Here is a 12463-nt window from a genome sequence, read left to right as displayed (position 1 = left end):
GGATTGAGATATATTATAATCGTCAAAGACGACACTCAACTCTGAAATACTTAAGCCCGGTTGATTTCGAAAATGAAAACAGTTATGCTTATTTACGTGTCCCACAAATCGGGGGAAGCACAGTCCCCCGACCGACTTTGCCATCATCTGGATGGTCGGGCGGACTTGACATTCCCCTGGATTTCTATTCGGCTCGGCAAAGACAGGAACCGTCGGGAGGGACTCCCGACGGCGCGGAGTTCTGGATTCCGCGCCTGCGCGGGAATGACAATTGCCGGAAGAGGTGAACTCCGCTTAAGGCGGAGTTTCGCACAGTTCTGGATTCCCGCTTTCGCGGGAATGACAGGCACGAGCCGGGGCTCGTGCACAACTGTCTGGATTCCCCCGCCACAGGCGGGCAGGCCGATCAGGTCGGGAATGACAGATACGGGCAGATGTGGACATCTGCCGCGCAAAGTGTCACATCCCCTGCTTCTTATGCGCGCGCTGGAGAAGCGATATCTGTTTCCAGCGGGACTTCTCCACCAGGCTCGCCTTCTGCGTCTGCTTCGCCTCCAGATACCGCAGCTCCTTCTTGAGTTTATGGTAACTGCGAAGTCGGTCGGCATCGAGCGCGCCCGTTTCCACCGCCGCCTGCACAGCGCATCCCGGCTCGCCCTTATGCGCGCAATCGCGGAAACGGCAGCCTGATGCGAGCGCTTCTATATCATCAAACGCCTGCTTCAGCCCGTCATCGTCCCCCCAGACCTGCAATTCCCGCATACCGGGGGTATCAATCACCATTCCCCCCTCCGGAAGCAGAATCAGTTCGCGATGAGTAGTGGTGTGACGTCCCCGGGCGGCATCCTGCTCGCTTATCTCCTGCACAAGCATCCGCTCCTCGCCGAGAAGCCGATTGATAAGGCTCGATTTCCCGACGCCCGATGACCCAATAAACGCCGCCGTCCTGCCGGGTGTCAGATACTCCGCCAGCGGGGAGAGGCTATCGCCCGAAAGGGCGCTGACCGGATGCACCGGCACCCCGATAGCCAGCGTCTCGACCTCAGACGTGACCGCTTCGATATCGTCACAGAGGTCAGACTTATTCAGCAGAATCACCGGCGCGGCGCCGCTCTCATAGGCGAGCGTCAGATACCGCTCCAGACGGCGCAGGTTGTGGTTGCCGTCGAGGCCGTTCACGATAAAGATGGTGTCGATATTCGCCGCCACCGCCTGCTGCGCCGTGCGCAATCCCGCTTCCTTCCGCAGGAAGACCGACTTGCGCGGAAGAAGCGCCTTTATCGTGCCATGGTTTTCCTCGCGGGCTGCGACCGCCACCCAGTCGCCGACAGTTGGGAAAGAGCCGCCGTTGTCCGCCTCGTGACGGAATCTTCCGGCAAGATCAAGTTGCCACTCGCCGGTCTCATCAAGACCGATATATAGATTCTTATGTTGACGGGCTATCCGCAGCGGTCGGAGATTATCGCCACGGTAACGTCCGAAATTGTCCTCGAAAAACTGGGAAAAGCCCAGGTTCAAAAGATTCATCGCTAAAGTCCTTGTCGTTTTGTTCGAGTAGGTCAAAATCCCCCTGGGTTTTGACTATGCTGTGATGTCGAAACCTAAGTTACCAGCGGCGCCCAAGGAAGAATTTCGACCTACTCGATTTGTTTCATATTGCAATGTCAAGACCGCTCGACCGCCATGGTTTGAGTCCACTCTGGTCGAGGGTCTTGACCTACCAGAAAATGCGAATTCGTTTATGACCGGCATATAATTTCTCCTTTCCGAACGTTTCTGCTCTTGAGGCGTGAGTCGCCCCGGTCGAAGACTCGCCGAGGAAAGCGACCGAGGCGGTTGGTTTCCGCGCAGGCAGACTTCCCCACCCGCGGAATTTCGATTCAATCTGAGGGGATAACCGGAGAGAACTTATGCGAGAGAGACAGTTCCGGCTACGAGTACCCGCGGGCGTGACGGCATCATTAAGACTGCGACTTTCTTGTACATAAAGCCACGCCTCCTTATTTCAGGTTTTCTGCAGGTTTCTGTTAACTCTATAGCAACCGCATCTAATATAGTCGGATTATCGGAATAATCAAGCGGAAATTGACGGAGATATATGATGAAATGGCTTAAGAGCCAGTGTGTATGCGCACCTTCTGGATTCCCCCGCCTGCGCGGGAATGACAGGCACGAGCCGGGGCTCGTGCCCTGCGGAAGATAGATTCACAATTTCAGACTATGGAAGAGCATCAGTTTGTTGGCGTATTCGACATTTTGCGAAACAACCGGGATACCTGATTTCCGTTTGACGTTGCCGATACCGGCGTTGTAGGCAACAGCCGCCAGCAGAAGAATATGCGCGTCATCTATCAGGTTGAGTTCTTTCTTAACAGCGCGGCAGAGAACTGCCATATAATGCACCATAAGGTCATCGGAGACGGCGGGGTCGAAACGGGCATCGTACTTACGCCGCTCGTCCACCGTCATCGCAAAAACTTTCTCCTTGAATTCAGTCATAGTCTTCATATGAATTTCGTCATGCATCTGCTGGAGGGTGCGGGCTTTTTCGCGATGGTGGGCGGCGAGACTGTCGTCGCCGCGCCGGAAGGAGGCTACTGCCTCTTCAAATTTGGACTGGTACTGCCGCCGCAGAGTAAGAACCTCCTCCTGTTTGGCAAATTCCTCAGCGGGAGGAACATGGGCGCCCATTTCGCGGGCCGTGGCCGGCATGAACTGCGCGGAGCCGACCGCATAAGAATTGGAGATGGCATCAGGGTTATATGCCGACTCAATCGCTACCATTTTGGCAGGCCAGACCAACGGAACCGGATAGAGCGGGGCATATTTCTCGCAGGCGGCTTGAATCCGCGGAATATGCGGTTTGGCGTGGGGGAGTTCCCGCAGGATTTTCTGCAGGTCGCGGTCGGGAGTCTCATCCGCGGCGGTCAGAAGATTCTGCGGGGCAAGAACGATACCGGCGCAGAGGGTGAGAAAGTCGCGTCTCTGAAGGGATTGGCTCATGACTGTTCCTCAAGTTGTCTCATTCATTAAGGATACGGATTTTTTAGCGGTGAGGAAATCGCTTTTGAATATCTTATCGGCAGAAAGTCCGGATTTTCCAGAAATGACAGTTGTATAAGTAAAACAAGGCTGCCGATGTAACGTTATATTATATTGAATTATGAAGAAGACCAAAATTATTCTCCTGGCTATGCTGCTTTTCTTCACCTCCGCAGCCGTCTCAGCGCAGGTTACATTAATTCCGATGGATGAAGAGCAAGCCGACCACCTCAAGGCGTACGGTATCGCTTTCAAAGCGCTCGAGATGGGGAAAAAGGTGGAATGGCTTTTGAATTATCGCGCCGGATCGTTTGTAATAGACTCCGACCCGGAGATTGCCCGTCTCTGCCTGATTCGCGGGGTCACCGCGGCCGAGATTACCTCCGCCGACCTGGCTGATATTTACCGGACTATCGACGTGGAAAATATGGAGCGGGTGGTGCTGGAAAAGGTTCCGGCGATTGCAGTCTATTCTCCCAAAAACGTGGAGCCGTGGGATGACGCCGTCACCCTGGCCCTTTCTTACGCCGATATCAAGTACAGTTTAATCTGGGATGAGGAGGTAATCTCAGGCGTACTTGATGACTACGACTGGCTGCATCTGCACCATGAAGATTTCACGGGGCAATATGGTAAATTTTACGCCAATTTTCATAATCAGCTGTGGTACCGCCAGGAAGTGGAAGCGAATGAATCGCTGGCGCGAAAACTGGGATTCCGCAAAGTCTCCGAGATGAAACTGGAGGTGGCTAAAACCATCAAAGACTACGTGCGACGAGGCGGCTTTCTCTTCTCGATGTGCTCGGCGCCGGAGACTATCGATATCGCCCTTGCCGCTGAAGGGGTCGACATCTGCCCGCGGGAATTTGACGGGGACCCGGTTGATCCGGATGCGCAGCAACGTCTCGATTATTCCCAGACCCTGGCGTTTGAAAACTTCCATATTGTCCTCGACCCGCTGCTGTACCGCCACAGCGATATCGACACCTATCCGGAGCGGATGATGCGCTTCCCGTCACCGGACAATGATTACTTTGTTCTCTTTGAATTTTCCGCCAAGCTTGACCCGGTACCGACCATGCTGGTGCAGGACCATGTAGGGATGGTCAAGGGCTTTATGGGACAGACCACCGCCTTCCGACGGTCGCATCTGAAGAAATATGTCACCATCCTGGGGACAGTGGAAGGGTTTGATGAAGTGCGGTATATCCACGGAAACTTCGGGCGGGGAACCTTTACTTTTCTTTCGGGACATGACCCGGAGGATTACCAGCATATGGTGGAGGACCCGCCGACCGATTTGACGCTTCATAAGAATTCGCCGGGGTACCGGTTGATTTTGAACAACGTGCTTTTCCCGGCGGCGAAGAAAAAAGAGAGGAAGACATAAGGTCGGGTGTACCAGCCTGCGGCGGGCTCTTGCCGCATTCAATCATAAAAATGACGGATTCGCTATTGCGACTCTTGTCGTATTCGAATCGAGGATGACACAAATCGCTCAGAGCTCGGCCCGTCAAGAATTCGGCGTCAATCCCACCCGGTAATTTGACCAGATGCCGGTTATTCCCTGGCCGTGAAGCGACGTCGATTTCGGAAAATAATAAGGAAACGGCGCCGCAATCGGTTTGAGGGTCATCAGTCCCATGCCCATAAGGAACTGGTCCACTTTCACCGGCATGTGCGGGACACGATACATCGGCTGGCCATCGACAATCCACAAGGCCGTATCGAATTTCCGGTCATAAGTCATAATCAGATTATGGAATTGCCCCGGTCTGGTGTTGACCGCGAGGTCGGCGGCACGAGTAAAAGCGGTGGTTTCATCAGTGACCCCGGGTATAAAGAGACGTTCATAAAAGGCGTAGATAAGATTGCCGTTGAGAAGAAAATCAAGCACGATGCCGCTGTTGAAATCGAAAAGATTGAAAGTAATAAAGGCGTCGTAAAGGTCATGCCGGTTGTTGTTATGGGCGATAGCGGCGATATCAACCGAGACAGTCAATATATCATCCTTGCCGATCTTTATCGGTTCGGCCGAGGCATACAAGGTTTTCGGATTGTCGGCAATCTGAATCTGGTTATGGCTCCGGGAGAATGGATTGACCGTGATTTCGCATCGTCCGTTTCCAGTCTTGACCACCGTGTTAGGGTCGTAATATTCCCAGTAGTTTCCATCACCCAAAGGAAGTTTCGCGGTGACCCACTTGGTCGGGTCGAGCTTGGGAGTTTTGAAATCATCATAAGTTTTCAGTTCTATGGCGGTGGCGTGGGCGGTTTCCTGCATACATACCTCGCATTTTTTGATTAGTTTTCATCTTATACGCAAATTCGGCGGTTTTGCGAGAAAGGATTGCTTGTTGACAGTGGCAATACTGCCGGTTATTCTATTGCAGCAAAACAGGAATGATAACTCAATGTTAGAGAGGAGAAAAAGTGAAGGAAGTAATCAAGACGTCAGGCGCGCCGGCGGCGATTGGACCTTATTCGCAGGCAATCAAAATTCCGTGCGGGATAATGATTTTCTGCTCCGGGCAGATACCGCTTGACCCGAAAGAGGGGAAGATTATCGGAATCACGGCGGCCGAACAGGCGGAGCAGGTGCTCAAAAATATCCAGGCGATTCTTCTTGCGGCCGGAGCGGAGATGAAACATGTGGTGAAAACCACCATTTACCTGACCAGCATGAACGATTTCGCCGCGGTGAATGAAGTTTACGGCAAATACTTTACTTTTGACATGCCGGCGCGGGCGACGGTCGAAGTGCCGCGTCTGCCGAAAGATGTCAAAGTCGAGATTGAAGCGATCGCGATGGTCTAAGAATTGAACTTGAGAAACATTCGGGTTTTCTATTTTCTGGAGGCGGCGCTCTCTTTGGCCGGGGGGCTTATCCTGCCGGTTTATGTCATCTATTTTCGCCTGTATGATGTTACCCTTTTTCAGGTGGCGCTTCTGGCGGCGGTATTTGAAGCGACCATAATCATATTTGAACTTCCCACCGGCATTTTTGCCGACCGGTTTGGACGAAAGCTGTCAACGGCAATTGGATTTTTCCTTCTGACCATCTCCGGGGCGGTCTTCCTGGGATGGAAATCGTTTTACGGATTTTTGGCGGCGGAGATTCTGTTCGGCGTGGGGGAGACCTTCATCTCCGGGGCGCTGGAAGCGCTGGCGGTCGATTCCACAGGAGAAGGCAACCGGTCGCAAAACTTGAACCGTCTATTCTCCACCCGGACCATTGTTAAGACCTCCGCTCTGTCACTGGGAATGATTGCCGGCGGGATAATCGGAGGAGCGGCGCCGGAGTACCTTTTTCTTCCCTTTACTTTCATTTTCTTTGCCGGTTTCTTGTCGTCTTTCCTTTTGAAAGAAGTGCATAGAAGCAGATTGACAGGCGAGAGGACGTCACTCAAAGTCGATTTCAAAGCGCTCATTGAGTCGGTTTCGCGTGTTCCGGTTATCGCCTTGTTATTTGCCGTGGGAGCGTTGGTCAATTTCTCGTTTGAAGGGGTGGACCAGTTCTGGCAGGTGCTGTTAAGCGAGATAAAGATGGTTGATATCACCTATTTCGGGCTGATTACTCTTTCCGGCTCGCTTCTGGTGCTGGCATTGAGCCGTAGGCTGGAAAAATATTATGAGCGCCTGCGGATGACCCTGTCAATACTTCTGTTCGGAGCCGGTATTTCCATCGCCGCGACAGCCATAGCGCCGTCATGGTCCGCGGCAGCATTTCTGATTCTCTTTTTCGCCCTCAAGGAATTGATTCGCCCGGTTCTTTCAACCAATCTTAATCGCTTCTATCGCGGAAACAACCGGGCTACATTCCTGTCAGGATTCAACCTGGTAAATTCCATCGGAGAGGTGCTTGCCGGACTGACGGCGGGACTGATTGTTCAGACAACCGTGGTACCTGTGCTGTTTTATCTTTCTGCGGCGGTGGCGGTGGGGATAGGGGGGGCGGTGGTGATGGTAGTCAAAAGCAAATATAAGTGAGGAGTTTGAAACGGCATTTGGGCAGTGAAATCGATTTATTATCGGTCGTCTGTAATCTTAACTTCTCTCTAGGTCTGAATCATTTGTTTTCCTCATTTTCTGATAGGAATTCTGATATAACTGCAATTAAATCCATAAGATATCAATCGCGGCGATTCTTTTTATAAATCGCTTGACAAATCCGGAAAAAGGTGTTTTTTTGTCCCCTTAATTTGTGATTATTGTCACAAAGTTGATGCGTATAATTATGAGGTGACAATAAGATGTCGGAATATTTGGCGATAATTATCTTCCTATTCGTCGGGATAGGGCTGGTGCTATTCACCTTCTTCCTTTCCCGGCTGATTCGTCCTGCCAACCCCTACCCGGCCAAAACTCAAAACTACGAATGCGCCGAGCCGCCGATTGGAAATTCCTGGATTCAGTTCAATAACCGCTTTTATATCTTTGCGCTGATTTTTGTCATATTCGATGTTGAAGCGATCTTTCTCTTTCCCTGGGCGGTGGCGTTTGGGCAACTGGGACTCTATGCTTTAATCGAAATGATAATATTCATTTTCATCCTCCTTTTCGGACTGTTCTACGCCTGGAAGAAGGGAGTGCTGAAATGGGTGTAATAAAGAAACTTCCGGTTTACTTAGAGCATTTCCCGGGCGGCGGGATAGTGGCGACCTCGCTTGATTATGTTCTAAGCCAGTCGCAGGCAAGTTCCATCTGGTATCTTCTCTTTGGCACCGCCTGCTGCGCGATAGAACTGATGGCGACCGGGGCGTCACGGTACGACTTCGACCGTTTCGGGATGATTTTCCGCGCTTCTCCGCGCCAGGCCGACCTGATTATCGCCGCCGGCACGATTACCAAAAAGATGGCGCCGCGGCTTCGGTTATTATATGACCAGATGGCGCAACCGCGATATGTTATTGCCATGGGCGGATGCACCGTCAAAGGGGGACCGTTCTACTACGACAGTTATGCCGTGGAAAAAGGGATTGACCATATTGTGCCGGTTGATGTCTATATCCCCGGCTGTCCGCCGCGGCCGGAATCGCTTCTGGAAGGGTGCTTGACCCTGCAGAAGAAAATTAAAAAGCAAAAAATTGGGGACTGGAGTTAATTGCATCTCTGATGGACAAAGCCGCCCTGACCAAATATATCCTCGATAAGTTTGCCGGAAAAGTCGAGCTTCTCGAAACCGGCAAAGTCGAGCCTGTTTTCAAACTCGAAAACGAGTTCCTTCTCGAGTTCTGCAAATCTATCAACTCCGATGAGACCCTCCATATCGATTTCCTCTGCAATATCGCGGGAGTCGATACCGGCGAGAGATTCGAAGTTGTCTATTCGGTTGCATCCGTCAAGAATAAAATCCGTTTTGATTTCAAAGTGGTGATGGCGTATGAAAATGCCGAGGTGGAGTCGGTGCAGTCAATCTGGCCCGGCGCCAACTGGCATGAAAGAGAAGTCTGGGAGCTTTACGGCATCAATATCCGCAATCATGGGAATCTGACCCGCTTTCTTCTTCCCGACAACTGGGACCAGGGATACCCGATGCGGAAAAACTGGGATGCTCCGGATTTTGTAAGGATGCCGGAATCATGAGCGCGCCGTTCCGGACCGAAGAATTCCTGGTCAATATGGGACCGCACCACCCCTCAACGCATGGGGTCTGCCGGTTTCTTCTGACGATGGATGGCGAAGTGGTGTTGAAAGCGGTGCCGTATATCGGATATCTGCATCGCGCCCTTGAGAAAATCTGCGAGAACCGGACATATCATCAATGCCTGCCGGTTTTAGACCGGTTTGAATACTGCACCTCGATGTCCTGCGAGTATGCCTTCTGCCTTGCCACCGAAAAATTGGCCGGCATTCAGGCGCCGGAGAGGGCGGAGTACCTTCGGGTAATAATGCTCGAACTGAATCGTATCGCCAGCCATCTGATTTGGTACGGAACCACCTCGCTCGACCTGGGTGCGGTGACCCCGTTTCTTTACGGTTTCCGGGAAAGGGAAGATATTCTCGACCTGTTCGAGATGACCTGCGGGCAGCGACTGACCTATAATTATATTCGAATAGGCGGCGTTTCGCGCGATATTCCGCCGGAATTTATCCCGAAGTTAAAGGAGTTTATCGATAAATTCCCCAGGAAAGTTGACGACTACGAGAAATTACTTACGGAAAACCCGATCTGGATTGTGCGCAACAGGAATGTCGGAATCTTAAGCAAGGAACTGGCGCTGGGGTACGGCGTTTCCGGTCCGGCATTACGGGCTTCGGGCGTGAAATTCGATTTGCGGCGGGATGACCCTTATTCGCTCTATGACCGTTTCGAATTCGATATCCCGACCGGCACCGTCGGGGATTGTTACGATAGATATTTAGTCCGGATGGAGGAGATGCGGCAGTCGCTGCGCATCGTAAAGCAAGCTCTGGAACAACTTCCGGCAGGCGATATAAAAACCAAACTTCCGCCGAACTTCAAGCCGCCCAAAGGGGAACTGTACAGCCGTATCGAAAATTCCCGCGGCGAAATGGGGATATATATACAATCGGTCGGTGATTCCAAGAAGCCGCTTCGGGTGAAAATGCGCGGCGGCTCTTACAATCAGTTGCAAGTTATGCCGGAGATAGTCAAAGGCGGCAAGATTGCCGACCTGGTGGCGGTTATGGCATCAATGGATATCATCATGCCGGAGGTGGACCGCTGATGGAAATCGCCGGAATTTTCAAATATCTCTATGAGAAGCTGGTCGCCACGGGGCTGCCGCAGGTTTGGGTGGATATAATCTCATATATGGTGGCGGCGCTGGTCGTTTTTGGATTCCTGGCAGTGGTGGCGCTCTTTCTGGTCTGGTGGGAGCGGAAGATTTCCGCCCATATTCAGCAGCGGTTCGGTCCGATGCGAACCGGCTGGCATGGCTGGCTGCAGACAATTGTCGATATGCTGAAACTGATTCAAAAAGAAGATATCACTCCGGCGACAGCCGACCGTCCTGTGTTTTACTGGGCGCCGATAGTCGCTTTCGTGGCGGCGTTTATGGCGTATGTTACAATTCCGTTCGGAGCCGGGCTGATAGTTTCCGACCTGAATATCGGAATCCTCTATATTGTCGCCATAACTACTTTTACCATCATATCGCTGCTTATGGCGGGATGGGGCTCCAATAACAAGTATGCCCTCCTCGGCGGAATGCGCTCGGCGGCGCAGGTGGTCAGTTATGAGGTCCCGATGGTTCTGTCGATATTGAGTATCGTGCTGTTCGCCGGGTCGCTTTCGATGGTGCAGATTGTCGAATCGCAGGCGAAAATTTACCAGTGGTACATTTTCCGTCTGCCGTTCGGACCGATTGCCTTCATTATCTACTTAATCGCCGGCACCGCTGAATCGAACCGCACCCCCTTTGATTTACCGGAAGCGGAACAGGAACTGGTGGCGGGATTCAATGTCGAATATTCCGGAATGAAATTCGCCATGTTCTTCTTCGCCGAGTTTGTCAATATGTTCACCGTCGCCGCCATCGGAACGACCCTCTTTCTCGGCGGCTGGCAGGGTCCCTGGCTGCCGTCATGGATCTGGTTCATGCTCAAAACGCTGGCGCTGGTGTTTGTGCTGATGTGGTTCCGCTGGACTTTCCCCCGTCTGCGGGTGGACCAATTAATGGAATTTTCCTGGAAGTTCTTGCTTCCAGTCTCGTTTGCTAACCTTATCATCGCCGGGTGGATGAAATACTCGGAGTGGTTTAACTGGTGAAGAAATTGTTAAGCGGCATAAAGAATCTGGTGGTGGGGCTATTCACCACCGGCAAACATCTGGGACGGCATGCTGTCACCGTGCAGTACCCCACCGAGAAATGGACTATGCCGGAGCGGTCGCGCGGCATTGTCGTGCTGCTTTCCGATAAAGAGACCGGCGAGTTGAACTGCACTGTTTGCATGCTCTGCATGCGGGCCTGTCCCACCGCGGCAATAGATATCCAGTACGATAAAGATGAAAAGGGGAAAAGAATCCTGAAAGATTTCGTCGTTGACCAGGGACTGTGCTGTTTCTGCGGTCTCTGCGAGGAAGCCTGCAATTTCGCGGCTCTGAAAATGGCGACTAAGTATGAATTTTCGACATTGAACAAAGAAGACCTGGTCTGGCATACCGATAAACTTCAGGAAGTGGGGCGGGATGTCCCGTACGAGAAGCCGGAGCGGAAGAAACCGGAGGCAAAACCGGCGGCAAAGCCGGCGCCGAAACCGGCGGTGAAAGCGGAAACATCCACCGAGTCTGAGAAGGATACTTCAAAGTCCGAAGCGGCGGTCAATCCGGGAAAAGAGGCTGAAGAGCCAAAGCCGGCGACGGGCGATAATAAAGAGAATCTGGGAGAAGGGAACTGATGGAAGGCGAAGTCTCTCAAGTCATATTCTATCTCTTATCGTTTGTCATTATTGTCTCCGCCATCTATGTAGTGACACTTCGGAATATTTTCCATTCGGCATTATTTCTAATTCTGACCTTGTTCGGCGTGGCTGGAATCTATATTCTTTTGCATGCCGAATTTCTGGCGGCGGTGCAGGTGCTAATCTATGTAGGGGCGATTTCGGTCCTGATAATTTTTGCCATAATGCTGACATCGCAGCTGGCAAGCAAAGAAATAAGACAGAGCAACGAGCAGGTGACAGTGGCGATATTTATCTGCGCAGGTTTCCTGCTGGCCAGTCTTGGCTCCCTGGCAAATACTGTCTGGAAGTTGTCAGAGAATCCGCTTCCGAATGACAACACCCTGACTATCGGCAGACTTCTGATGAATGAATTTGTGCTTCCCTTCGAAGTAGTCTCGGTGGTGCTTCTGGCGGCCCTTATCGGCGCCGTGGTGCTGGCGAGAAAGGAAGGTGCATAAATGCTTCAGTATCTCGCCTTAGCCGCGATACTCTTCGCCATCGGCATCTTCGGTGTGCTGACCCGCCGCAACGCTGTCGGAATCCTGATGTCGCTGGAATTGATGTTCAATGCCGTCAATATAAATCTGGTGACCTTTAATAAATATATCAATCCTGACAACCTGACCGGTCAAATTTTCGCCATCTTTGTGGTCGTTGTCGCCGCCGCCGAAGCGGTGGTCGGGCTGGCAATTGTGCTGCTCCTTTATCGCAACTGGCGGGGAATCGATGTTGACCGGATTAATATTATGAAGTGGTGATATGCTCGAGAATGCCTATCTGATAATGTTTTATCCCCTTTTCGCTTTCGTGATGATTGTTTTCTTCACGCGGTGGAAAGAGAAACTCTCGTCATACCTGTCGATAGGGATGATTCTTCTCGGCTTTCTCCATTCGGTCTTGGTCATGGTCGAAATGCTGGGGCGCCACGGCCAGCTGTATGAAAAGGCGATTCCGTTTATCACCCTGCCGAATTTCAGCCTGGAACTGGGGATTTATCTTGACCCGCTGACGG

The 12463-nt window shown here is 51.9% G+C and carries 15 protein-coding genes and 1 pseudogene; 13 read left to right on the top strand and 3 right to left on the bottom strand.

Annotation, left to right across the window (positions count from 1 at the left end; genetic code table 11):
- A pseudogene (locus AB1690_12275) lies at positions 1-74 on the top strand (IS3 family transposase).
- 385 nt (positions 75-459) lie between these two features.
- Here AB1690_12275 and rsgA read toward each other — a convergent pair.
- Positions 460-1527: a ribosome small subunit-dependent GTPase A gene (gene rsgA, locus AB1690_12270; protein MEW6016082.1), complete on the bottom strand. Its 1068-nt coding sequence runs from the start codon at positions 1525-1527 to the stop codon at positions 460-462.
- Positions 1528-2205: 678 nt separating this feature from the next.
- Positions 2206-3003 carry a transglycosylase SLT domain-containing protein gene (locus AB1690_12265; protein MEW6016081.1) on the bottom strand — a complete coding sequence of 266 codons (798 nt, stop codon included), beginning with the start codon at positions 3001-3003 and terminating at the stop codon, positions 2206-2208.
- A gap of 160 nt (positions 3004-3163) precedes the next feature.
- Between AB1690_12265 and AB1690_12260 the strand changes: the two genes are divergently transcribed.
- Positions 3164-4432: an asparagine synthetase B gene (locus AB1690_12260; GenBank protein ID MEW6016080.1), complete on the top strand. Its 1269-nt coding sequence runs from the start codon at positions 3164-3166 to the stop codon at positions 4430-4432.
- 123 nt (positions 4433-4555) lie between these two features.
- On the opposite strand, the gene AB1690_12255 is transcribed toward AB1690_12260, so the two are convergent.
- Positions 4556-5326, bottom strand: a complete 771-nt coding sequence (locus AB1690_12255; protein MEW6016079.1) for a DUF6081 family protein — start codon at positions 5324-5326, stop codon at positions 4556-4558.
- A gap of 149 nt (positions 5327-5475) precedes the next feature.
- On the opposite strand from AB1690_12255, the gene AB1690_12250 reads away from it, so the two are divergent.
- The 11 genes from AB1690_12250 to AB1690_12200 form a co-directional block, all read left to right on the top strand.
- The gene (locus AB1690_12250; GenBank protein MEW6016078.1) at positions 5476-5859 is read left to right on the top strand and encodes a RidA family protein; all 384 of its coding nucleotides are present in this window, start codon (positions 5476-5478) and stop codon (positions 5857-5859) included.
- 9 nt (positions 5860-5868) lie between these two features.
- Positions 5869-7032, top strand: a complete 1164-nt coding sequence (locus AB1690_12245) for an MFS transporter (GenBank protein MEW6016077.1) — start codon at positions 5869-5871, stop codon at positions 7030-7032.
- A gap of 263 nt (positions 7033-7295) precedes the next feature.
- The gene (locus tag AB1690_12240; protein ID MEW6016076.1) at positions 7296-7649 is read left to right on the top strand and encodes an NADH-quinone oxidoreductase subunit A; all 354 of its coding nucleotides are present in this window, start codon (positions 7296-7298) and stop codon (positions 7647-7649) included.
- Positions 7640-8146: an NADH-quinone oxidoreductase subunit B family protein gene (locus tag AB1690_12235; GenBank protein MEW6016075.1), complete on the top strand. Its 507-nt coding sequence runs from the start codon at positions 7640-7642 to the stop codon at positions 8144-8146. Before AB1690_12240 ends, AB1690_12235 begins: the two co-directional genes overlap by 10 nt.
- 11 nt (positions 8147-8157) lie before the next feature.
- The gene (locus tag AB1690_12230; GenBank protein MEW6016074.1) at positions 8158-8628 is read left to right on the top strand and encodes an NADH-quinone oxidoreductase subunit C; all 471 of its coding nucleotides are present in this window, start codon (positions 8158-8160) and stop codon (positions 8626-8628) included.
- On the top strand, positions 8625-9734 hold the full coding sequence (locus AB1690_12225; GenBank protein MEW6016073.1) for an NADH-quinone oxidoreductase subunit D: 1110 nt from the start codon (positions 8625-8627) through the stop codon (positions 9732-9734). Before AB1690_12230 ends, AB1690_12225 begins: the two co-directional genes overlap by 4 nt.
- Positions 9734-10777, top strand: coding sequence for an NADH-quinone oxidoreductase subunit NuoH (gene nuoH, locus AB1690_12220; protein MEW6016072.1), 1044 nt, complete (start codon positions 9734-9736; stop codon positions 10775-10777). The genes AB1690_12225 and nuoH overlap by 1 nt, the downstream gene beginning before the upstream one ends.
- Positions 10774-11406 (top strand): NADH-quinone oxidoreductase subunit I, encoded by a 633-nt coding sequence (locus AB1690_12215; GenBank protein ID MEW6016071.1) that lies wholly within the window; start codon positions 10774-10776, stop codon positions 11404-11406. The genes nuoH and AB1690_12215 overlap by 4 nt, the downstream gene beginning before the upstream one ends.
- Positions 11406-11909 carry an NADH-quinone oxidoreductase subunit J gene (locus AB1690_12210; GenBank protein ID MEW6016070.1) on the top strand — a complete coding sequence of 168 codons (504 nt, stop codon included), beginning with the start codon at positions 11406-11408 and terminating at the stop codon, positions 11907-11909. Before AB1690_12215 ends, AB1690_12210 begins: the two co-directional genes overlap by 1 nt.
- Complete coding sequence (gene nuoK / locus AB1690_12205; protein MEW6016069.1) at positions 11910-12209, top strand: NADH-quinone oxidoreductase subunit NuoK; 300 nt, start codon at positions 11910-11912, stop codon at positions 12207-12209.
- Position 12210: 1 nt separating this feature from the next.
- On the top strand, positions 12211-12463 hold a 253-nt coding region (locus AB1690_12200; protein ID MEW6016068.1), incomplete at its 3' end, for a hypothetical protein.

It is taken from the genome of Candidatus Zixiibacteriota bacterium, assembly GCA_040753495.1.
Classification (GTDB): Bacteria; Zixibacteria; MSB-5A5; order GN15; family PGXB01; genus DYGG01.
The sequence above is the reverse complement of the archived record's forward strand: the minus strand, read 5'-3'. Positions and strand labels throughout refer to the sequence as shown.